Origin of the sequence: Sediminibacillus massiliensis, assembly GCF_900156915.1 — a bacterium.
In the GTDB taxonomy this organism is placed as follows: Bacteria; Bacillota; Bacilli; order Bacillales; family Amphibacillaceae; genus Sediminibacillus_A; species Sediminibacillus_A massiliensis.
In genome coordinates this window covers 3,969,599-3,993,534 of sequence record NZ_LT732535.1, presented here as the reverse complement: position 1 = coordinate 3,993,534, position 23,936 = coordinate 3,969,599, and the positions used below count along the sequence as shown (strand labels likewise).

The window sequence follows — 23,936 nt, the reverse complement described above, 5'->3', positions numbered from 1 at the left end:
CTGTGAGGATTGCCGTACATTGCGGTGGTCCTCTTTTTTGTGCAAAACTTGCAACAGTACTTGTTTATGGAGCGTATTTTATTGAATATTATGATAGTATTTAATCAAATAATAGCTCTTTCAAGGAAGGTATGATGGTGGGGAAATCTATCGAAATAGATGGCCAAAAAGTATATGTAGAGATGGTGGGCGACGGAGAAGCGATTGTGTTTCTTCATGGCGGCCCGGGAAGTGAGCACGGCTTTTTTCTTCCATATGTCCTGCCACTGTCCAAGAAATACAAATTGATTCTATACGATCAGAGAGGCTGCGGAAAGTCAGAACCAAGAACGGATAACGATTACTCGATGGAAGATGAAGTAAATACGCTGGAATCATTAAGATCTGAACTGAAACTGGAAAAGATGAACTTGTTCGGCGAGTCTTGGGGAAGCATTCTGGCATTGCTTTATGCCACTACTTATCCCGAGAAGGTTCATAAACTATTTCTGACTGCTGCCATCGGGGTGTCGGCTGAAGGTTATCGGACATTTGAAAAACAACTAATGAAAAGAATGTCCATTAAGGACAAGTTCGAGCTTTTCAAAGTAAGCAGAAAGATTCAAAAAGGGCGTGCTTCGGGTGAGGAACTATTAAAAATTCTCGATCCTTATTACGTTTATTCTAAGACTACCCTTCATAAGAAAAAGAATACAAGGATGAATCATACGGTCAACCAAATTATCGGCCAGGACATCAAAGACAACTATGATATCACCAGTCAAGTTCATAAGTTGGCAGAAATCCCTGTAAAAGTAGTTCAAGGAAGCCATGACATTATGCCGCCAAATAAAGTGGATGATTTGTTAATCAAATATATCCCGCATGCTGAATTGCACACAATAAAAAATTGCGGCCATTGGACGGTGGTGGAACAAACATCGGAAACCATTTCTATTGCAGATTCGTTTTTTGAGACTACGTGATAATGCGATTTATCATGCAAATGTGGAGACATAGCCGCATACCAACAATTAAATAGTTATTTAGTTGGTTGACGGAACTTGGATACGGAAAGCTGGCAAACTATCGTAAGGAAGCCTCTGCTCTAAAAGGCTGTCGAGTTGCAACTGAATTCGACAGCTTCTTTTTTCTATAAACATCCAGTAAAACTAGGTTATTGTACAGCCGTCCTCTCACCCTCCTTAATAAACTAATAAGAATACTTTTTATACGGAGGAGGATGTCAATGGCCTTTCCAGATAACGCGCAATATACACCAATCCTTATCGGCGGTTCACCACTGTTTGACCTGACTGGAGATGAAAGCCCGGTCTCAACGGATATCGTTGGAAACTCCTCATTTCCAGCCGCCTTCTTCGCTTATGATGGGATAAATGTGTATTTTCGGTTGAGATTGAACGGAGATCCCCGAAATCCTCAACTTACCGGATTTCGTAATTTCAGTTGGGGTGTGCTGCTTAATACACAAGGAGTACCGGGCACTTATGATTGGTTATTCAATGTCGATGGACTGAATAACCGTATCAGTTTAATTCGCAACACAAATAAACAAGTCAATTCCTGGAATGATCCAGCCGAAGGCACCGGTGGCGGGAACCCGAACTTCGTCCAGTCTATCACTAATTTTGATTTTGCCAGGGTCACGCCAGCTAATTCCAATTTTGGAGGAGATCCCGATTTCTTCCTGGACTGGTTCTTGCCTGCCAGTACTTTTTTCTCCTTTTTAGGAATCAATGCTACTTCCCAATTGCAGGCTGTTTTCTTTACCTCTGCAAATGCAAATAACTATAACAAGGATTCTTTGAGGACAAATGAAGGGTTTTCATTTTCAAACTCGCTGAGCAATCCCGTCTCTCCTGAGGAGGTCGATGTGCGAGCGGAATTATCCGTTACGAAAGCTTTGACTTCTGGCCCTTCAAGCGTCTTGACAGGTCAGCAGGCGATATGGGCTGGAAGAATCACAATCACAAACCCTGGGTTGTCCCAGGCTAATACTGTCTTTTTAGAAGACGTACTTTCCCTTGACATCATTACTTCTTTTACGGTAAATAGTGTTACCCAAGGGCTGACTGCATACAACAGCAGCTCGAGGACCTTGTCATGGAATGTCGGCAACCTTCCAAGTGGAGGAAGTGCAACTTTGACATTTACCATAAACGGGCTGTTTACCAATAATGGAACAAGAACATTAGATAGTATTCAGGGAACTGGCTTTGATAGTTTCACAGGGACGGCGATAACATCCAATTCAGCAGCCATCACTATATCTGTTCAATCTGCCGCTTCGATAAACGGGACCATATTCGACCAGTCATCAGGCTTAGTGTTGGCTAATACCACAGTTCGGCTTCTGCAAGGAATGACTGTCATCTCTTCTACCATGACTAATGCAAATGGGCTTTATACCTTTGCGAATGTGAGTCCTGGAAATTATACAGTAGAAGCATCCCGAACCAACTATGCCACCAACACTGCAAGCGTGACTGCTACGAGCGGTACCTCAACCACTGCCAATATTTCTCTAGCCCCTCTGCCTGGATCGATTTCAGGTAACGTTTCGAACGGAGGGCCAATCAGTAATGCAACAGTTAACCTGACCAGCCAGGAAGGAGTTATACTTGCAAGTACTACGACTAATGCGGCAGGAAATTATACGTTTGCCAGTGTGACACCCGGTTTTTATCAAGTCGGGGTGATAGCTGCAGGTTTTCAATCTCAAGTAAGATCTGTTCGAGTAGAACCCAACCAAGCCACTGTCGAAAATTTTGTCTTGCAAGGGAGCCCCGGAGCAATCACAGGTGAAATAAGAGACGCCATGACAAATGCCGTCATATCTAATGCTACGGTGGAATTATTGACCCCGGCCGGCGTCTTCCTCACTTCAACTACTTCAAATGCCGGCGGAGAATACACTTTCAATAATCTTTCTGCAGGAAGCTATCTTGTCAGGGCTTCCGCAGTGAATTATGCAGCTTCACTCGTTTCCTCCACTGTCATTACAGGGTCTAGTACAACGACCAATATATTCTTGCAGCAACAACAAGGTTCGATTACAGGTACGGTGAGCGATGATGACAACCAAAGTCCGATTTCTGATGCAGTCATACAGGTAATAAATGCCCAAAATATTGTTGTCGCCACAGCCACTACCGACGCAAGTGGTGAATATACTGTCGAACAACTTTATCCTGGTTCCTACTCCCTGGTTTTCACAGCTAATGGTTACTCCAATCAAACCCTCGGTGCAATTGTTGCATCCAACAGTACCACGGTGGTCAATGCGAATTTGTCCCGACTTGCCGGTGCCTTGACTGGAAATGTCCAAAGCAGTGGAGGAGATCCAATCAGCGGGGCCCAGGTATCCGTTTATCAAAACAACATTCTTGTTATAACAGCTTTAACCGATAACAACGGAGATTATCTGATTACCGGTCTGGCGCCGGGAACTTACACCGCGGTAATAAGCGCTGCCGGTCATTCAACGCACACTGCCGCTGCTGTCATTACCAATGGGGAAACTACCACCGTCAATGCAAGTTTGAATGAAAACCCGGGTACATTGACAGGGGTTGTATCCGACACGGATGACAATCCGGTCGCAGGCGCGGCTGTCACCGTCCGGTTAAGTACCGGAACCGGCATTATCATCGCCACTACAGTAACGACCACAGATGGAAGCTATACTGTCGAGGGTCTTGCCCCCGGGAACTATACGGTTGTAGTCACAGCACCAAACCTGCAAACGACCACCAAAGGTACGACTATAATATCCGATAGTACTTCTACGGTTTCCTTCACATTGGAACCAGATCCGGGCTCCCTCGCCGGTCAGGTCACCAATGCACAAACAGGCGATCCGATTACTGGCGCCAATGTCCAGGTTCGGATTCTCGATACAAGCGGAGCTGTGATGGCTGTTATTCTTACAGACAACAATGGCCAATATGAAGTCAATCAATTAGCCCCTAGCATTTATACGGTAATTGTATCTGCTGCAAATTTTCAAACAAATATTGCATCCTTCCAGGTTAATTCTAACGATACAACAACTGGAAATGTGGCATTAGAGCCGACCCCCGGACAAATCTCAGGATTTGTTACTGATCAAGGAGGAAACCCCATAGCAGGAGCCCTGGTCAATGTGACGAACAATATCGGCGCACTTATTACAACTGCACTGACTGATAGTAACGGGATGTTTACCGTCGTCGGGCTGGCACCAGGTCAATATACGCTGAATGTGTTTGCGCCGAATTTCCAAAATGGGGTAATAGGAGCTCTTGTCCTGGCAGGGCAAACGACACCAGTGGAAATCGCGCTTGTGCCCAATCCCGGTGCTATCGCGGGAAGTGTGACACCGATCGTGCCAAACACAACGATTCAGCTTCGTGATGCCAATGGACTGCTTGTCGATTCTGCTACAGCTAATGACGATGGAAGTTTTTCTTTCAACCATTTAGCTCCCGGTATTTACATTGTGTCAGCTTCTAGCCCGAACTACTCGACAGCCCAAGCTGGTGTTACTGTAGAGGCTGACCAAACATCGACTGTATCATTGACAATGGTCGCAAACCCTGCCTCTGTGACAGGCATTGTCAGAGACGATCAAGGAAATCCGGTTGTAAATGCCACTGTTGAAATCTTTGATTTGAACGGCACGCTGATTGCCATTGGTTTCACCGATGCCGGAGGAAATTACACAGTCGGAAACCTACCGAGCGGTTCCTTTACCATCGTAGCCAACGCACAGGGATATGGGCAGGTTATTGCCGGTATCAGTTTAGAAGCAGGCCAGGAGTTAACAGGCATCAATTTCTCTTTAGTTCCTAATCCTGGGGCTATTAACGGACAAATCACAAACAGGAATACCGGTGATCCGCTGGAAAGCGTGACAGTAACCATAATTGACAGCAATTCCCAGCTTCCTGTTGCCGTAACAACGACCACCTTGTTCGGTAATTATACGATAGACAGTTTAGCACCAGGATCCTATATCGTTACCGCATCGAAGGCGGACTTCGGGACAGAACAGACTGGGGCTATCGTGACGAGTGGAACTACGATGACGGCTGACTTGTCCCTGGCACCGAATCCCGGCCGGATTACGGGTATTGTAATCGATTCAAACGGCAATCCGATTACAGACGCCCGAATACAAGTGACAGTTTATAGTGAAGGGAATATTCTGGTTATAAGCCTGCTGGCAAACACAGATGGCACTTATACGGTTCCTTTCTTGGCACCTGGAACGTATTTTGTTACTGTCAGTGCGCCTAATTACAGTTCCTCGACGGTTACAGCTTTTGTAGAATCAAACCAGACAACCGAATTAACAAGTGTGCTGACACCGAACCCTGTCACTCTAACCGTTTCTGTCACCAATTCCTCCAATGGCACAGCAATTGAAGGGGCTGCGGTTACCGTCAGATCACAAAACAATATTCCCATCATATCAGGGATTACTGATCAAAACGGAAATGTCAGCTTTTCAACCCTGCCGTCAGGTGTATTGAATGTCTCGGCGGATGCTGTAGACTTCGGAACAGAAACGGCAACAATCATCAGCAGCCCGGGCGATATATTATCAATTCAATTAGCCTTAACTCCGAACCCTGGTAATATACAAGGGTTCATCACCAATATTGAAAATGGAAACCCAATAGCAAATGCGGCAATCCAGCTGTATAACATTGCAAATGTATTGGTTCAAACTGCCGTTTCTGATGAGTTTGGTGCCTATACCTTTGCCGGGGTTACTCCTGGAGTTTATACAGTTGTGGCGAACAGCAGCGGCTTTGGACCGGAGACAGCCGGAGCTATTGTGGAAGCTAATCAAATCAGCACAGTAAGTTTTGCTTTATTTCCGAATCCGGGAATTGTCCAAGGATTTGTAAGGGATCCACAAAATAATGCTCCAATTCCGGGTGCAACAGTGGTCGTCAGAGAGTTCTCCGGAACTGGCCCCATTGTCTTTACAATCCTTACCGATCAAAACGGCTTTTTCCAAACAACCACTTTGGCCCCAAGAACGTATGTATTAATAGCAAGTGCCGAGGATTACGGGGCAGGCAGTGTATCTGTCAATGTTGCGAGCGACACGGTGACAGATACAGAAATATACCTTTTGAGGGATCCAGGTGTTCTTCAGGGAACTGTACGAGACACCGACACCTCCACTCCTTTGCCGGGCACGTTAGTCAGAGTAATAAACAATCAAGGCATTGTTGTGGGAAGTGTGCAAACAGATGTAAACGGTTTTTACTTGATTGATCGTCTTGAAGAAGGAGTCTACTCTGTTACGGCCATTAACACAGATTACCAGACGGCAATCCGCACGGCAGAAATAGCAGCAAATGAAACAACCAATCTCGACTTTGCCCTGCAAGGGAACCCTGCTGTATTAAGTGGAACAGTCACTGACTCGGAAACGGGGATACCGTTGACAGGAGTAGTCATCGAAGTCCGCTTAAGCGGGACAGATACGCTCGTCCGAAGAACGTTGACAGACGAGAACGGGAACTACTTGATTGAAGGGCTTCCCCAAGGAACCTTCGATGTAACAGCACAACTAAGAGATTATGCTATAAGTGTCAACACTACATTTCTGTCGCCGAATGAAATGGAAGTTTTAAATATCACTTTATCTCCATTCCCTGCCGCCATTCAAGGAACAGTAACTAGTTCGGAAACAGGCAGCCCGATCAGCGGCGCGCTTGTATCGGTTGTTTTTGCTAATACAGATATCGTTGTTGAAAGTATTGTGACAGGATTCGATGGAACCTATACGATAGGCAATTTACCGACAGGCAATTTTGATATTGTCTTTTCGGCCTCTGGTTTTGGAAATGTGGTTGTGCCAGTCATATTGTCGCCAAATGAAACAGAAACGGTCAACGCTTCTCTCCCTCCGAATCCGGCCGGCATAAATGGACGCGTGACCGATGGCGAAACCGGGGCAGCAATTGAAGGAGCACTTATAAGGGTATTCGATTTGTTTGGAACTTTTATTACAAGCAGCTTAACTGATGCAAATGGAGACTATATCATTTCTAACTTGGCTTCTGGAACATATTCGGTCATCGCCACCGCTGACGGGTATGGTAACCAGATAGGGGTCATTACCTTAGATTCTGGAGAAGTAGAAACGCTAGATTTCGAACTATTTCAGCAGAGCGCATCCCTCAGCGGTACGGTGCGGGACGCTGCGAATGGCATGCCTCTCCAATCGGTATTGGTGCAGGTATTCCGGATTGGAACTGAAATACCGGTTGCTTCGGTATTTACAAATGAAAGCGGGGAGTATGTAATCACTGGATTAGAGCCTCGGGAATACCGGGTTCTATTCTCTAAAGAAAATTATGCCAGTGAAGTTTTCCGAATTTTTCTGGAGGATGGCGAAAGCAGAATTCTGGATGTTGACCTGCAAAGAAACCCGGCATTAATCCGAGGGCAAGTTACGGATGCAGTAACCGGAGAACCTGTAGTAAGAGCAAATGTTACTGTTGTAATCACAAACAGCGGCATCATTGTTGCTTCAGCTGAAACGGATCAGAATGGAAACTATCTTCTCCCTAACCTGCCGCCCGGCAGCTATGATGTCATTTTTTCCAGAGAGGGATACGTTACCCAAACAACATCAGTTTCCCTTGCCCCGAACGAATCGGTTGTTTTAAATGTAAGACTGGAGCCGAATCCAGGTACTGTCTCTGGAAATGTATCTGCCGCGGATTCGCTTGCTCCGATAGAAAATGCTCTAATTCAGGTCTTTACGGAGGACGGAACTTTCCTGGCAGAAACGCTGACCGACTTAAATGGAAATTACACAGTCACCGGTCTCCCTGCAGGTAATTTAGTGGTCATTGCCAGGGCAATAGGATACCAGGCTGAATTCCGCAATGTTTACCTTGATCGGGGAGAAAACGTAACAGTCGACTTTCTGTTACTTCCAAATCCAGCAACCGTCAGTGGTTTTGTCACAGACTTGTGTACTGGAGAAGCATTAGTCCAAGTACTGGTTCAAATTTTTCCGGAAGAAGAAGACTTTCCAATCCGGTCAACCTTAACCGATGTCGATGGGTTCTACATTCTCACCGGCCTGCCGTCCGGCGATTTCCGAGTACGGTTTTCGTTATCCGGTTATCCTGTCGAAGAGTATGAAATAGAGCTTGAAGATGGTGAGGATGCCAGCCTGAACGCAATGTTAGGAGAATTGCGCCTGACTTGCCCGAGGAATGTCACTGTTTTCAATGACCCAGGCAGTAACGGAGCGATTGTCCATTTTCCACCGCCTGTAGTGTTTGGCTGCGACGATATTACAGCCGAATGCAGCCCGGCCTCCGGCTCCTTCTTCCCAACAGGCAGAACCCGGGTCAGTTGCAGCGCGACAGATGCAGCAGGCAACACTGTTTCATGCTCGTTCAATGTAAGAGTAATCGTAGACCCTTGCAGATTTTTCAGCTGATTTGATGAAAGACGAAATATGCAGAATTACCATAAACTGCGACATAACTAGCTTCACTTAACGGGGACTTTCTTCCATCCTTTTCTGATTGAGTGGTAGTCCAGCGCAGCGGAAAAATACTCGCTTTCCGTGGGGAACGCTTCAGCCTCCTCGGGAAAAGCACCCTGCGGGGTCTTCAGACTGTTCCTTTCCCACTGGAGTCTCGCATTTTTCCTCCGCTTCATTAGTTTTTCTGATCTATTGAGAAGTTGTTCTAAAGTACAGGAGGTATTCCTAACATCAAAATTCAAAAAATCCCTAACAGCGAAGTGTTCTGCCACAGGGAGTATATAAGCTTAACTAAAATCAGAACAAGAATAAGCTTCAAAAAATAGAATTGTCACTATGTCGCAGTTTCCCTCTATTGCAAATAGATAAAATATCTCGGAGTAATTGTAAAACAATACAGTTGGCTAAGATAATCTTAATTAAAACAATGAAAGGAGGCTGCAGTGTGTGGGTTTTGCTGGGATTCAACAAAACGAACTCATTTGTATAAAAGTTCCCATTGTATATGACTGGATTGTTAGTCAAAGCCGTCTTCCAAGTCAAATTTTCAGAGGAACTGCAGGACTGGAAAGACTCAACTTCACTTGTGAAGGAATAGCCGGTCAATTTCAAGAAGACCAATTGAGTGTGGAATGTATTCTGACAAATGCCGAGGGTAACCCGATTGACCCGTTAATGGAAGGATCCATCTCCTGTACAGAATCTCCCCGAGGGCGTGAAAATGTCGAAGCAGTGTTGCCCGATGGCCAAATTGCTAACCTGCAAAAAGTAAGGCTAACGAATAGAGGATATTTCGTAATTAGATTGGAAAACACAAATGGAGACATTTGTGTTTCTTCCCCGCAACGATTCACCCTATGCGAGGAATTTCTGCTCTGTGCCCCATCAGGTACCACCTTGAAATGTGAAATAATAGATTTCGACTGCAATTCCTGTTTCAATTGCGTTCTTGATGAAGAGGGCAACCCTTCCTTTCAAGAGGCAGTGATAGATTTGACTATATGTAAAAGCATCCAACTAGAGAGTCTTGTCACGATAGAAGTGGATGCCTCTGTTTGCAGGCAACGACAACAAATTGAGACGGAATGCCCTAGTAAAGATATTCCAAGCTCCTGTTTTCCGATATTCCCTGTTGGAGAATAAAACAGCTATTTAGAAACTAGGATGGCTGGTAAACAGAGTCATGCAGGCACTTAGAACAGATTGATGGAAAAATAGGCGTAATACTAAATTTTATATTCAATGACAAAGACCGCCCTTTACAGGCGGTCTTCTGCTTTCTAGCCAAGTTCTTCTTTTTTGGTCCTGCGGTATTGTTCTTTCGCAAACACAATTCCAAGTTCGTGTGGTTCACCCTGGTACATCGCTCTTTGCAAGAACCTGATTTCCCTTTGATCATCCCTTACTTCCAATTTACAATAAGCACTTTTTTGCTGTAGTGCTTCATAGAATTCCTGTTCATTGGATACGGCAAATCCATTGACCTTTTCGATCTTTTCGCCGACTTGGAGCCCAAGCCTTGCAGCAGGTGTTCCGGGAATAATGCTCAGGATTTGCACACCATTTGTAGTAGAATAGAAATAAGATTGTCTTTGTTTGTCTTTTGTCCGGAAACGGTAAGAAATATACTCTCTTCCCACCACAGCCACTGCCATAGCTGCCAAGGATAAAATGGATACCCAATAACTCGAGGCTGCGAGCGCCAGGGTAATGACAGCCAGACCCAAAACAGCAGATCCAAGTTTCTTTGCACCGATGGCCGGCTTCACCCCTTTGACTGCATGGTCAAATCCTGTGATAAACGGCAATAGTACCAGACCGTAACTGTTGCTGCCGATGTCAAAAAACGGCCACCAATCAGCAAATGGTTCGATCGTACCCGCTGGCACCAGGCAGAAAAAAGGAACGACAGCGAACTTCTTCAACCGATGTCTCCCGACCAGCTTCCCTCTGTTTCCCTTGATTAACTCCGGAAAGGTTTCCGAACTCTTAACACGCAGAAACAACAAGGACTCGATCAACAGAAAAGCAGACAACAGCAACGTCAAACCCGTAAAGTTAACGTTCTGTAACTGATCGGACCAGAGAAAGGAGATGTTCTCGGTTAGAGCCGGCACCAACAGTAGAACCGCATAAGCCAGACCGAAAGTGTAAGCAGGGGAAAGCAAGGTGAACCTCCCCGCCAGCGTCATCAAAATCATACTTAACGATACCAATAGCAGTACAGGGTAACTAAACACCACCCCACCTGCTACTGCAGCCAGAGAAATCAGCAATCCGCCGGTAAGTGAAACGGCCCATGTCGACTTTAGCTCGGAAAACACATCAAATACTTTGCTTCCGAATTGGCTGCGTTCTTTTTTTATCCTGCGGACAGAAGCCATCAAGGCAAGAATGAAAATCCAATAAAACAACGGATTCAAAAATAGTTTTCCTATGCCTTTCGCCGATTCTATCAACCAAACGTCCATCCAGACACCCTCCCCCTATTCCAACGTCCATATATATGGTAGTTTCTCTATCATTTACCATTATAGTTTACCTCTCATTATAGCATAGGCAAGCTTTGTTAAATAGATTCCCGTCACAATCCTCATAAAAAAACCCGCCTTTACGGCGGGTTTCATTCTGTTTTATTCAAATAGAGAATCAATTGCAGCTTGTTCCTGCTTATCGTTCTTACCGCTTCTAATCTTTTCGACGATGTCGGCTTGCAATTTTTCGGCTGTTTGTTCGTCTATTTTGCCTGTTACACCTAGATCATTGTCCCGTTGATAACTTTCTACGGCGGATTGTGTCTGTTCATCAAATTGACCTTCTTGATTACCCGGTTCGTATCCCAATCCAGTCAGCATCAACTGGGCGTTTTTCACTTTATCGTTATCTTGATGCAATTCCAATGGCTCCTCCAATTGGATCGGATTCGTATAGAAATAATCAGGCTGTTTCACCTCTATCGTCGGTGCCACACCTTTTTCATGGATCCAGTTGCCATCAGGAGTCAGCCATTTAAACAAGGTCATTTTGATTGTGCTGCCGTCGCCCATCGGAATGGCCTGCTGGACAGTACCTTTTCCGAAACTTTGCGTACCGACGATATCGGCATTGCCTGCCTCTTTCATAGCACCGGCCAGAATTTCAGAGGCAGAAGCACTTCCCTCATCGATCAGGATGCTGATCGGATAATCTTTTGTTTCCTCGATTTCCGAGAAGTAACGGGACTTTTCCCCGTTTCGGTCTTCTACTTGCACATATGGTTTATCTTTTGGAATAAAGTTTTTCAGAATATCTTCCACAGCTGTGAACAAACCGCCCGGGTTCCCGCGGACATCGATAACAAGGCCTTCCATGCCATCGTTCTCCAGTTTGTCCAGCTCTTCATTGAAACGGTCTGCTGTGCCTTCTGCGAAGGAAGTAATTTCAATCAACCCTACCTTTTTGTCATTGACCGTCTTCATTTCGGAGTAGACTGTTTCCAGCGGAATGTCATCCCTGACCAATTCAACAGTCAACGGGTCTGTCACACCGGGCCGGCTGACTTGCAAGGTCACTTTCGATCCCTGTTCACCCCTGATTTTGGACACTGCTTCATACAAATCAAGACCTTCTACACTTTCATCGTCCACTTTCAAAATCTGATCATTCGGTTTAAGTCCTGCTGCTTCAGCAGGAGAGTCTTTGATCGGGGCTATGATGGTCACCTTGCCGTCAACCATGCTTACTTCCGCTCCGATCCCTTCGAAAGAAGATTCGATCGAATGATTGAATTCCTCGACGGTCTCCTTGTCCATATAAACGCTGTATGGATCCTCCAACGTTTCCAACATGCCCTGGATCGCACCCTCGATTAGCTGGTTCTCGTCAACTTCTTGCAAATAACTTTCCTGGATCAAATTATAAGCTTTCGTCACCTTCGCCATTTCTTCAGTACCCTGCATGTTTTCCAAGAACTGTTTCTGTTCTTCCTCGCTCATGCCGGCAAACGAATCTGTCGGCTGTTCCCCTGTCTGCTGCTCACTTGCGGTGTTTCCATTGTCTTCCGGCTTGGCCAACTGTATCCCTGCATATGCTCCAACCGCACCAAGCAATAAAGCAGCAACCAACAATACCGCTATATAGCTTTTTTTCAAGTTCATGGTCTTCACCTCAAAATAGATTTAATTCTTCCTGGTGACTTGTCTCCCTATGTATGGACAAAAAGGCATCACACCCTGATGTGCGATGCCTTTCTCTGTTTAGTTTATGCCATACATGTTTTCTTCATGATAACACTTTATCGGATATATGGATACGGGTCTACAGAATTTGATCTGCTTCCATTCCAGGAGCCGATGTGAAGTTCGAAGTGAAGATGTTGTCCGGTGGAACCTCCCGTATTACCCATGATGCCGATTTGCTGGCCTTGCTTTACCGTTTGGCCTGGTGATACATTAAATGATCTTAGATGGGCATATACGGTAGTGTACAACTGTCCATCAATATAGTGTGTAAGGTACACTGCGTTTCCATACGATGAAGAATAAGATGCATTCAGCACCACACCGGATGCAGAAGCATAGATTGGGATTGTCCCAGCCTGTGCAATGTCGATTCCCGTGTGCGGACGGATATCTCCAGTGATTGGATGTCTGCGGTTCGGATTGAAGCTCGAAGTCACATTCCTGGTTCCTGCCGGCCAGATAAAGTTTCGGCCGCTGTTCGAACTTGCAGACGCCTGGCTTGAACTACTGCTGCTATTACTGCTGCTGGCACTACTGTTATTACTGCTGCTACTGCTGGCGCTAGCCTTTTTCTTGGCAGCCTCTTGTTCTTTCCGTTTTCTTTCTGCTTCCTCACGTGCTTTCTCTTCCGCAAGCTGTTCAAGCCTTTGTTGCTCTTGCTGTGCTTGTTCCATCGCTTTTTGGATGGTTGCTTCCTGCTTGCTCAAGATTGCCTGTTCTTCGCTTAGAGACATTTTATATTCTTCCAGCTCTTCTTTCTCGCTTTCCAAATTCTCCATCATCTGTTCTTTTTCATTCATTTTCTGGTCAAGACTGGCTTTCAGGGATTCTAATTCTTGTTTTTGCTGTTCAAGTGCTTGTTTTTTCGATTCCAATTCTGCCTGTTTTTCTTCCAGCTGTTTCTTTTTCTCTTCTACTTGTTTCTGCTTTTCTTCAAGTTCTTGTTTTTCGGCTTGGTGTGTTTCCATGATGTCTTTATCCTGGTCCATGATTTTATTGACTGCAGTGGCACGGTTAATAAAATCGCCGAAATTCTGTGCTCCCATCAACACTTCAAGATAACTGATATCCCCGCCGTTTTCCTGCAATGCAACCAGACGGTTTTTCAACAGTTCTTCTCTTTTTGCGATACGCTCTTTCAATTCTTCGATATCTTTCTTCAATTGAGTGATTTCTGCTTCCGTTTTTTCAATTTCAGAAGTTGTCTGCTCAATTTCCTGGCTTGTCGTGCTTATTTGGGTTTCTTTTGCTGCAATTTTTTCCTGTGTATCGGATAACTCGGCATCGATTTGTTCCATTTCACCGGAAACTTTATCCTGATTTTCCAAATTCTCGTCGATCTTTTCCTCGGTGTTTTCTTTGTCGCTGCTTATGTTTCCTTGTTTTTCTTTAACGCTGCTTTTTTTGTCTTCTAATTCATTGAGTTCTTTTTTGACGTCATCGATATCATCTGCTTTAACATAATTCGTACTTGGTGCAATCAGTCCAATGGTTAGTGCTGAGATTAGTGTAAAGTTAAGTAACTTTTTCATCTGCATCTTCCCTTTTCCCCCTGTTGAATCTCTCATTCTAGTAAACGAATTTATTTAAACTTTCAAGAATTTCCTTACGCTCATCACGCTTCCCCAGACGCCGATCACCGCTCCAATTGCCAATACGAGCAGTGCCAGCTGCCATGCGAACGGATTGAACGGCAGGAGTTCAATGAAGTCAAATTGAATCAATCCACTGACATTCCGGTCAAGATAGTAGTAACCTGAGATAATCACCGCGATCGGCAGAATGCTTCCCAACACACCCAGCAACAGTCCTTCAATGAAGAACGGCCAGCGGATGAATCCGTTTGTAGCACCGACGAGCTTCATAATCCCTATTTCTTTGCTTCTTGCCATAATCGTAATTTTAATAGTGTTCGAGATTAGAAAGATTGCTGTGAACACAAGGGCCGCAATCAGAACCAATCCGATGTTCCGGGCATAATCGTTGAAACGGAACAAGTTTTTGACTACTTCTTCGCCATAGTTAACTTCTTTAATATTATCGATTGACTTTACCTGGCTCGCCACCTCAAACGTGTCGAGCGGATTTTCTGTTTTTATGATATAGGCGTCGTTCAATGGGTTGTCCTGCTCAAACAATTCCCAGGAGTTACCTTCTTCTCCCATACTTTGAATTAGGGAGTTTAACTCCTCCTCTTTTGAGGAATACTCAACTGAGGAAACTTCCGGGATTTGTTCGATTTCATGTTGGATGCTCTCTACTTGTCCCTGTTCGGCAGTTACTTCCACGAGCGCCTTTATTTCTACATCTTTTTCGACATTGCCTGCCACCTGGTTCAAATTGAGCATAAGCGCCAGGAATGCACCGACTAAAATCAATGTCGTTGTAACGGCTCCGATGGATGCAATCGTCATCCAGCCGTTTCGCCAAATATTTTTTCCACCTTCACGGAAGTGCCTTTTCATAGTGCTAAATTTCATAGCCGTATTCACCTCGATGTTCGTCTCGTACCACTATGCCGCCTTCGATGGCGATTACACGCTTTTTGATCGTATTAACTATCTCTTTGCTGTGGGTGGCCATGATTATGGTCGTACCAGCTGCATTAATATCTTCCAGGATTTTCATGATTTCCCAGGATGTATCGGGATCAAGGTTTCCTGTCGGCTCGTCCGCTATGACTACTTTCGGATGATTGACAATCGCCCGCGCAATGGCCACACGTTGTTGTTCCCCTCCGGAAAGTTCGTCCGGAATAAACCGGGCTTTATTTTTCAACCCGACGGATTCCAACACTTCCATTACTCGTTTGCGGATCACCTTAGGCGATTCCTCTATTACTTCCAATGCGAATGCTACATTTTCGTAAACGGTCAATTTGGGGAGTAATTTGAAGTCTTGATAAACGACTCCGATATGTCTTCTTAAATGGGGAACCTTCTTCCATTTCATCTTTTGTAGAGGGGTGTCATTTACGACTACCGTACCTTTAGAAGGTCTTTCTTCTCTGAAAATCATCTTTATAAACGTGGACTTTCCTGCGCCGCTGGGACCCACGACATACACAAACTCACCCTGTTTGATGCTCACATCGATTCCGTTCAATGCTGTGACACCATTCGGGTAAGTTTTGTAAACTCCCTTCATGTCTATCATATATATATCACCTTTATCTTTAATTTCTGTTTCTGAATCAACCTATGTAATAGATTGCAATGCGCTGAATTTTTTGTCGAATCAGCAAGTCTTTTATATTATAACATCTCTTTTTGGTTTTTTTAGCTATAAAATTATTACATTTATATTTCAAGCAAGCAGGAAACTTTACAAGAAACGACTTTTCCTGTAATTTTTTGCAAAAAATCCCGTTTTAGACAACTTCCATCAGGGTATATGAAATAATTTAGAGAAAACTGTCAACAAAAATAAAAAGGAACGAATGACTTGCATAAAAAAATCCCTTCACCGTTTTGAGCGGTTTAGGGACTTTTCCTTTATTTTTTTTCGGCCAGCCATGAAGCAATCATTTCTGCATCTTCTCCAGTTGCTTGTCCTCCTGGCATGGAGCCTTTACCGTTTTGGATGATTTCCAAAATCTCTTCTCTTGAATACTCAGAGCCGACTGCCTGCAAAGATGGTCCGACCTGGCCGCTTAAATCAGCGCCATGGCAGCTTTGACAGCTTTGCTGGTATGCTTCTTCTGCGGCAGCCGTATCGACAGTTCCGCCACCGCCTTCATCGCCTGCATTTTCATTTTCGTCAGCCGGCGCCTCGTTTTCTGCTGGTTCTTCTGTCGCTGTGTCATTGTTTTCATTGTCGGCGTTTTCTTCGTCATTTCCGCCACAAGCACTAAGTACCAAAACGGTTCCAAAAATAGCTGTCATCAATAATTTTTTCATTAAAGGTCCTCCTCGAAATGTAGTCAGACCTTAGTATATACTATTAATGAGATTTAAAACCTTCACCGAGCACTTCCGTGGCATTCATTGCGACTACGAAAGCATTCGGGTCGATTCTGCGCACGATTTGTGTCAGCTTCGTAAATTCGTTTTGGGCGACAACGCACATAATGATCCGGCGTTCTTTATCCGTATAGCCGCCGGTAGCGTTCAGGACAGTCACACCGCGGTCAACATCCTCCAACAAAGCTTTCCGTACTTCTTCGACATGGTCGGAAACAATCAGCACGTTTTTGGATGTGTTCAACCCGACCTGGACAAAGTCGATCGTCCTGCTTGTGACGAACAATCCAATCAATGCATACAGCCCTTCTTCGACGGAAAAAACGAATGTCGCCGTCAGGACAATCATTCCGTCGAACAAAGCCACACAAACACCTAGCGGGAGATGGGTGAACTTATGAAGGATTTGGGCCGCAAGATCAATGCCTCCTGTCGATGCCTTGCCGCGAAAAACGATCCCGAGACCGAGACCGACACCCATCCCGCCGAAAATCGCTCCCAATAATGGATTGGGCGTTGCTGCCGGAAGCTCTTTCGTCAAGAAAACGAAAAAAGGCAGAAGAATCGTCCCGACAAGTGACTTTATCCCGAAATTTTTGCCAAGAATCAGCACTCCGGCAATAAACAAAGGAACGTTCAGCAAGCCTTGCACGAGGGAAGGTTCCCATCCGAATAGCGACTTCGTTATCGTACTGATGCCAGCCACCCCTCCGGATGCGACATCATGGGGCAGTAAGAACACGTTAAAAGCCATTGCGACAAAAAACGAACCAATCGCCACCAGAGAATATTCGATAATGTTCAACAACCAAGACGGCATAGGTTCCCGTCTGTATCTCGCTATCATAAAAACACTCCGTTCAAGTAATATATCCTTCTCCGAATGGCCGCCGCTCTTTTTCTTGAATGGGCGGATGCTTCATTCTGAAAAATCTATCTTCGTACAACCTTATGGAGTATATCATGTGAAATGTACTGGAACAAGCTAATCAGCTATGGTAGTGTTCTACCACTCTAACGCGCTAAATCACGAACAAAAGCTCTCGGCTCTTTTAGGTTTGACATTGTCCGAGATGGGAATCAAAACAATATAGTAATGTTAAAAGAATTTAACCGCACTAATAATCATCGATAAAAAAACAAAGGAGGTACACCATGGCAGCAATCACCCAGATCGGGCTCACGGTCCCTGACATTGACAAAGCTGTCGACTGGTATAGTAAAGTGCTCGACTTTAAAGTGATCGTCGCACCTTACGATACAATCGAAAAAAAGCAGCTGACAGACTTATCGCGTGATTTATATGGAGCACCATTCAGAAGAGCCAGGCTCGCCCAGTTGAACGATCCCAACAAGATCGGAATTGAGTTGTTTGAGTTTGAACAAACGCCATCGCCGGCAGATGCAAACTCCAGACCCGGTTTATTCCATCTTTGCGTCACATCACAGGACCAACAGGCACTTGCCGACAAAATTGTCCGGAATGGAGGAAAGCGCAGGAACATATCGGGACTGCACTCCCTCATTTACTGTGAAGACCCATTCGGCAACGTCATTGAAGTATATCCGGAGCAAACGAACTCCGCCATTTTTGAACAAAGCCAATAAAACAACAACCGGACTGCTAATCCTGCGGTCCGGTTGTTTTTGTGTTTGATTACTATAGATAAAAGGGAACAAACCATAATACCGATTGATACAAAGGAGGTTGACCGATGGATTATGATGCGATTGTGATAGGCGCAGGTCATAATGGACTGGCTTCGGCAATCATGCTTGCCGACAAAGGCTGGAAGGTGCTCGTGCTCGAAAAAGGAACCGAACCAGGAGGAGCAGCCAAGACCGGACAAGTGACCATTCCAGGCTTTCAACACGATTTATTCTCGATGAACATCAAATTATTTTTGAATTCCCGTTTCTATAAAAAGCATCAAGATGAAATGCACGAATACGGTTTTGAACCTGTGATAAGCGATAAACCATATGCCTGCGTTTTCCCGGATGGAACCGGCATTGCCGCTCATCAAAACCGGAAGAAAATGTTCAAAAGCATCGCCCGCCATTCTGCCAATGATACATATGCCTGGAACGACCTTGACCATCTTTACGATCAAGTCGCTCCACATTTGTTATCCTTGATGCAGACAGAAATCCCATCGATTCAATCAGGAAAAGTACTGATGAAGGCTTTTAAAGAGTTAAAACTGAAACGTTCCCTTGAAGTCGGAAGCCAGCTGTTAAAATCGCCGAGACAATTTGTCGATTCTTGGTTCGAAAACGATAAAGTCAAAGCATTGTTTTTTCCATGGGGTTACCAAATGGATTTCGGACCGGATATTTCGGCTGGTGCGGCTTTCCCTTTAATAGAAGCAATCGACAGCTTCCGTCATGGGACTCCTTTTTCCAAAGGCGGGGTGAACAAAATCATCAAAGCCATGGTCAAAATGCTGGAAGCAAGAGGCGGGCACCTTCAGACGAATCAACAAGTAGACGAAGTAATCATCGAAGGGAAAACGGCTAAAGGAGTCCGTCTCGCCAATGGGGAAACCATTTATGCCAAGAAAGCGGTGATCGGGAATGTCACTCCGACCCAGCTTGTGAATCAGTTGATTGATAAACACAAACTCCCAGACAGCTATTTCGAGAAAGCCAACGACTTTCATTACGGGCCGGGAACCATGATGATCCACTTAGCACTTGACGAGCCGTTGGAATGGAAAGCAGGAGAAGAATTTTCCGAATCCGCCTATGTCCATATCGGCCCATATACAGAGGATCTGGCCAGAACACACGTCCAGGCGATGAACGGAATCCTGCCAGACAGTCCTTTTTTGATGGTTGGACAGCCTGACACTATCGATCAGACAAGATCACCCGAAGGAAAAGCGACCATCTGGCTGATGGTGCGTGTGCTTCCCGCCCATCCCAAAGGAGATGCACTAGGCAAAATTAACTCTTCCAGCTGGGATGAAATGAAGGAGCAATATGCTGACCGGATCATCGACAAGCTCGCAGAATACACAACCGGTACTAAGGAGAAGATTTTGGCAAGGACAGTCTTTTCCCCCGAGGACTTACAAACAGAAAATCCCAACCTGGTCGGCGGCGATTTAATGGCAGGAAGCATGCAGATGTTTCAAAACTTTGTCTTCCGGCCAGTCGCCGGATATTCACGCTACCATACACCTGTAAAGAACTTGTACATGATCGGCGCTTCCACATGGCCTGGCGGCGGGTTGAACGCTGCATCCGGCTATTTGCTTGGGGAGAAACTTGGGTGAAAGACAGGTGTACGGCATTTTTCTTGGAAAAAGTGCTGATTTGGAAGAAAGGGAACTGAACGGTCTGGAGCATAATATGTGCAACTAGAGCACCATGATAAAAAAGAGGTTACCTGGCAAAGCCTGGTAACCTCTTTTCTTATTAATCCATCCTGGAACGAAGATAAGAATTGATGAACGGATCCAAGTCACCGTCCATGACCCCCTGGGTATTTCCGATTTCATGGTTTGTACGATGGTCCTTCACCATGGAATATGGGTGGAATACATATGAACGGATCTGGCTTCCCCAGCCGATTTCTTTCTGTTCTCCACGGATTTCATTCAGTTCTTGCTGTTGCTTTTCGATTTCCAGCTGATACAACTTCGCTTTCAGCATTTTCATCGCCTGTTCCCTGTTTTTTATCTGAGAACGTTCCGACTGGCAAGTCACGACCGTATTTGTCGGTGTATGGGTGATCCGCACTGCAGAGTCGGTAGTGTTGACGTGCTGACCACCGGCACCGCTTGAACGGTACGTATCGATTTTCAAGTCTTCGGTGTTGACATCAATATCGATATTGTCATCAAGCTCAGGCATCACTTCGCAGGAAACAAAGGAAGTATGACGTCGACCGGATGAATCGAACGGTGAAATCCTTACAAGACGGTGGACGCCTTTTTCCGCTTTCAAATAGCCATAAGCATTGTGGCCTTTGATCAGCAATGTCACGCTTTTCACTCCGGCTTCATCTCCCGGAAGGTAATCCATTGTCTCGACCTTGAAGTTCTTCCGTTCAGCCCAGCGCGTGTACATGCGCAGCAGCATGCTTGCCCAGTCTTGGGATTCCGTGCCGCCTGCCCCTGGGTGAAGTTCAAGGATGGCGTTGTTTTTGTCATATGGTTCACTCAACAAGATGTACAACTCGAAGTTGTCCAAATCGACCCTCAGCTGCTGCACTTCAGACTCGAGCTCTTCCCTCAAATCCTCATCCGCTTCCTCTTTGACAAGCTCATAGGAAACGTCGAGATTCTCCAATGTTTCTTCATGTTTATCAAAATTGTGGACCAGTTCCTTCAATCCGTTCACTTCATTGATAACCGTCTGTGCGGCTTGCTGGTCATCCCAGAATTCCGGAGCGGTCATTTCTTCTTCCAGTTCTGCAATTCGGGCTCTCTTTTGATCTAAGTCAAAGAGACCCCCTGAAGTCCGCTATTACCTTAGCCATTTTATCTAACTCTTGCCGTATTTCTACTAATTCCATATGGTCACCTCATTAAATAATAAGTACTGCTTCTATCATAAAGGAAAACACTCCCGGAACGGAAGTGTCTTCCTGTTTCATTTACCGTCCATGACAGTTTTTGTATTTTTTGCCGCTTCCGCATGGGCAAGGATCGTTCCTGCCGATGTCCTCGCCTTTCACGAATGGCTGCTTTGTTTTCTTCTTCTGTTCGTTGTCTCCGCCGGAAACAGCTTGCGTATTTTTAACGACTTCCTCACGCTGCAGGTTTTCGCGGATTTGCGCCTTCATCACATACCGGGAAACTTCTTCCTCGATGACAGAGATCATTTGCTCGAACATCGAGAAGCCTTCCATTTGGTACTCGCGGAGCGGATCGTTCTGTCCGTATGCCCTTAAGTGGATACCTTGACGAAGCTGATCCATCTGATCGATATGGTCCATCCATTTCGTATCGACCGTACGGAGCAGAATGACCTTTTCAAATTCGCGCATTTGTTCAGGAGTCAACTCTTCTTCTTTGCGGTCGTATTTCTCACGGACTTTTGTCATGATCAACTCGGTCATTTCTTCCGGATCATTGCCGCGCAGATCGTCGACAGTAATGGTTTCCGGATCAAGCAAGTTGCCTTCAAGGTAGTCGACCAGCGACTGCAAATCCCAGTTTTCATCGAGTTCATCCTGAGTATGGGTCTGAACGACTCTTTCCACTGTCGACACTATCATCTGGTCGATGATTTCACGAAGGTTGTCCGAGTCGATTACGTCAAAACGCTGTTTATAGATGATTTCACGCTGCTGGCGCAAAACATCATCATAGGAAAGGATTTGTTTCCGTGCATCGAAGTTGTTCCCTTCGACACGTTTCTGGGCAGATTCAACCGCACGGGAAACCATCTTGCTTTCAATCGGCTGGCTGTCGTCCATGCCGAAGCGTTCCATCATCGCCCGCATGTTGTCGGACCCGAAGCGGCGCATCAGTTCGTCTTCCATAGACAAATAGAACTGAGTGACACCAGGGTCTCCTTGACGTCCGGAACGTCCACGGAGCTGGTTATCGATACGACGTGATTCATGGCGTTCCGTACCGATTACCGCCAAGCCGCCAAGTTCCTTGACGCCCTCGCCGAGTTTGATATCCGTACCACGTCCGGCCATGTTGGTCGCAATGGTAACGGCACCGCGCTGGCCGGCGTTTTCGATGATTTCCGCTTCCCTGTAATGGTTTTTCGCATTCAGGACATTGTGCGGCACACCGGCTTTTTTCAACAGTTTGGAAATCAATTCGGATGTCTCGACAGCGACCGTACCGACAAGCACCGGCTGGCCGGCGTTGTGGCGTTCCTTGATTTCTTCCACTACTGCATGGAATTTCCCTTCCATTGATTGATAAATCAAATCCGCTTTGTCATCACGCACGATCGGTTTGTTCGTCGGAATGACAACAACATCCATGTTGTAAATGTTGCGGAATTCTTCTTCTTCTGTCTTCGCTGTACCAGTCATACCGGCCAGTTTTTCGTACATCCGGAAGAAATTCTGGAACGTGATCGAAGCGAGGGTCATGCTTTCATTCTGGATCTGCAAACCTTCTTTAGCCTCGATGGCCTGGTGAAGTCCGTCACTGTAACGGCGGCCTTTCATCAAACGTCCAGTGAACTGGTCGACGATGACCACTTCGCCTTCTTCCACCACATAATCGGTATCACGATGCATGGAAGCATGTGCTTTCAGCGCCTGGTTGATGTGGTGTGTCAGTGTGACATTATTCAAATCGAACAGGTTTTCAATACCGAAGAACTTTTCAGCTTTGTTGATCCCTTCTTCAGTCAATTGGACGCCTTTCGTTTTTTCGTCGTATGTGTAATCATCTTCATTATTCAACGTACGTACAAAAGAATTGGCCCCATGATAAAGGTTGGCCGATTTTTGCGCAGATCCTGAGATAATCAATGGTGTTCTAGCTTCATCGATCAAAATCGAATCGACCTCATCAATGATCGCAAAGTGAAGCGGACGCTGCACCATTTGCTCTTTGTACAGCACCATATTGTCACGCAGGTAATCGAATCCAAATTCGTTGTTCGTACCATAAGTAATGTCTGCCTGATATGCTGCGCGCTTTTCTTCTTTACTCAAGCCGTTGCCGTTCATTCCGACAGTCATTCCGAGGAACTGGTATAGCTCGCCCATTTCCCGTGAGTCACGTTCGGCCAGGTAATCATTGACCGTGATAATATGAACGCCTTTTCCAGTCAATGCGTTCAGGTAAGCCGGCATGGTAGAGGCAAGTGTTTTACCTTCCCCAGTTTTCATCTCGGAGATGTTCCCACCATGAAGGGCGACCGCACCTAAAAGCTGGACATTGTATGGACGCATGCCCAGTACACGCTTTGCTCCTTCACGGACGACAGCGTATGCTTCCGGCATCAAATCGTCCAGAGATTCACCGTCCTGATAACGTTTTTTGAATTCTTCAGTTTTATTTCGCAATTCTTCATCGGATAATTTCTCTATTTCAGGTTCCAGCGCTTCTATTTCATCTGCCACTTTCTGCAGTTGATTCAATTGACGTTGGTTACCATCACCAAAAACTTTCTTCAGTAATCCACGCATGTAAAACGCTCCTCTTTATTTATGAAACCCTGCCTGCTCCGGCAGGTTTCTATTTGCTAGGAATCTTCCTATTTAAAGTGTTTGAAAACATAGTATAGTCCAACCATAATAATAACACTAGC

The 23,936-nt window shown here is 45.4% G+C and carries 14 protein-coding genes; 5 read left to right on the top strand and 9 right to left on the bottom strand.

The genetic code is table 11. The features are described 5' to 3' along the window. Positions 1–137 precede the first annotated feature (137 nt). From CZ434_RS20390 to CZ434_RS20320, 3 genes are all read left to right on the top strand, one after another. Positions 138–965: an alpha/beta fold hydrolase gene (locus CZ434_RS20390; protein ID WP_245831039.1), complete on the top strand. Its 828-nt coding sequence runs from the start codon at positions 138–140 to the stop codon at positions 963–965. Between the two features lie 263 nt (positions 966–1,228). Further along, entirely contained in the window at positions 1,229–8,464 is a 7,236-nt protein-coding gene (locus CZ434_RS21790) for a carboxypeptidase regulatory-like domain-containing protein (protein WP_179107331.1), read from the top strand. Positions 8,465–8,959: 495 nt separating this feature from the next. Further along, positions 8,960–9,655, top strand: a complete 696-nt coding sequence (locus CZ434_RS20320) for a BMQ_0737 family morphogenetic spore coat protein (RefSeq protein WP_077624799.1) — start codon at positions 8,960–8,962, stop codon at positions 9,653–9,655. Positions 9,656–9,792: 137 nt separating this feature from the next. On the opposite strand, the gene CZ434_RS20315 is transcribed toward CZ434_RS20320, so the two are convergent. The 7 genes from CZ434_RS20315 to CZ434_RS20285 all read right to left on the bottom strand — a co-directional run bounded on the left by CZ434_RS20315 (position 9,793) and on the right by CZ434_RS20285 (position 17,541). After that, positions 9,793–10,983, bottom strand: coding sequence for a PDZ domain-containing protein (locus CZ434_RS20315; RefSeq protein WP_077624798.1), 1,191 nt, complete (start codon positions 10,981–10,983; stop codon positions 9,793–9,795). Positions 10,984–11,145: 162 nt separating this feature from the next. Continuing rightward, on the bottom strand, positions 11,146–12,648 hold the full coding sequence (locus CZ434_RS20310) for a S41 family peptidase (protein WP_077624797.1): 1,503 nt from the start codon (positions 12,646–12,648) through the stop codon (positions 11,146–11,148). 137 nt (positions 12,649–12,785) lie between these two features. Next, entirely contained in the window at positions 12,786–14,270 is a 1,485-nt protein-coding gene (locus CZ434_RS20305; protein ID WP_245831038.1) for a murein hydrolase activator EnvC family protein, read from the bottom strand. Between the two features lie 48 nt (positions 14,271–14,318). Then, entirely contained in the window at positions 14,319–15,212 is an 894-nt protein-coding gene (gene ftsX, locus CZ434_RS20300) for a permease-like cell division protein FtsX (protein WP_077624795.1), read from the bottom strand. Then, positions 15,202–15,888: a cell division ATP-binding protein FtsE gene (gene ftsE, locus CZ434_RS20295; RefSeq protein ID WP_077624794.1), complete on the bottom strand. Its 687-nt coding sequence runs from the start codon at positions 15,886–15,888 to the stop codon at positions 15,202–15,204. Before ftsE ends, ftsX begins: the two co-directional genes overlap by 11 nt. A gap of 338 nt (positions 15,889–16,226) precedes the next feature. After that, entirely contained in the window at positions 16,227–16,631 is a 405-nt protein-coding gene (gene cccB / locus CZ434_RS20290; RefSeq protein ID WP_077624793.1) for a cytochrome c551, read from the bottom strand. Positions 16,632–16,674: 43 nt separating this feature from the next. After that, positions 16,675–17,541 carry a YitT family protein gene (locus CZ434_RS20285; protein WP_077624792.1) on the bottom strand — a complete coding sequence of 289 codons (867 nt, stop codon included), beginning with the start codon at positions 17,539–17,541 and terminating at the stop codon, positions 16,675–16,677. Positions 17,542–17,849: 308 nt separating this feature from the next. On the opposite strand from CZ434_RS20285, the gene CZ434_RS20280 reads away from it, so the two are divergent. Both CZ434_RS20280 and CZ434_RS20275 read left to right on the top strand, forming a co-directional pair. After that, entirely contained in the window at positions 17,850–18,302 is a 453-nt protein-coding gene (locus CZ434_RS20280; protein WP_077624791.1) for a VOC family protein, read from the top strand. 107 nt (positions 18,303–18,409) lie between these two features. Further along, positions 18,410–19,975 (top strand): phytoene desaturase family protein, encoded by a 1,566-nt coding sequence (locus tag CZ434_RS20275; protein WP_077624790.1) that lies wholly within the window; start codon positions 18,410–18,412, stop codon positions 19,973–19,975. A 142-nt stretch (positions 19,976–20,117) separates the two neighbouring features. Here the strand turns inward: CZ434_RS20275 and prfB are convergent. Continuing rightward, positions 20,118–21,219, bottom strand: a protein-coding gene (prfB, locus tag CZ434_RS20270) for a peptide chain release factor 2 (RefSeq protein WP_143262150.1) whose coding sequence is annotated in 2 segments (ribosomal slippage) — positions 20,118–21,146 and positions 21,148–21,219 — 1,101 coding nt in all. Because the reading frame shifts where the segments join, the coding sequence is not laid out codon by codon here. Positions 21,220–21,300: 81 nt separating this feature from the next. Continuing rightward, complete coding sequence (gene secA, locus CZ434_RS20265) at positions 21,301–23,814, bottom strand: preprotein translocase subunit SecA (protein ID WP_077624789.1); 2,514 nt, start codon at positions 23,812–23,814, stop codon at positions 21,301–21,303. Positions 23,815–23,936 lie beyond the last annotated feature (122 nt).

Coding starts and splice junctions, on each gene's coding strand:
- CZ434_RS20305 (WP_245831038.1), bottom strand. CDS start 14,270: ATGCAGATGAAAAAGTTACTTAACTTTACACTAATCTCAGCACTAACC.
- CZ434_RS20310 (WP_077624797.1), bottom strand. CDS start 12,648: ATGAACTTGAAAAAAAGCTATATAGCGGTATTGTTGGTTGCTGCTTTA.
- ftsX (WP_077624795.1), bottom strand. CDS start 15,212: ATGAAATTTAGCACTATGAAAAGGCACTTCCGTGAAGGTGGAAAAAAT.
- ftsE (WP_077624794.1), bottom strand. CDS start 15,888: ATGATAGACATGAAGGGAGTTTACAAAACTTACCCGAATGGTGTCACA.
- CZ434_RS20280 (WP_077624791.1), top strand. CDS start 17,850: ATGGCAGCAATCACCCAGATCGGGCTCACGGTCCCTGACATTGACAAA.
- CZ434_RS20275 (WP_077624790.1), top strand. CDS start 18,410: ATGGATTATGATGCGATTGTGATAGGCGCAGGTCATAATGGACTGGCT.
- secA (WP_077624789.1), bottom strand. CDS start 23,814: ATGCGTGGATTACTGAAGAAAGTTTTTGGTGATGGTAACCAACGTCAA.
- CZ434_RS20315 (WP_077624798.1), bottom strand. CDS start 10,983: ATGGACGTTTGGTTGATAGAATCGGCGAAAGGCATAGGAAAACTATTT.
- CZ434_RS20285 (WP_077624792.1), bottom strand. CDS start 17,541: ATGATAGCGAGATACAGACGGGAACCTATGCCGTCTTGGTTGTTGAAC.
- cccB (WP_077624793.1), bottom strand. CDS start 16,631: ATGAAAAAATTATTGATGACAGCTATTTTTGGAACCGTTTTGGTACTT.
- CZ434_RS21790 (WP_179107331.1), top strand. CDS start 1,229: ATGGCCTTTCCAGATAACGCGCAATATACACCAATCCTTATCGGCGGT.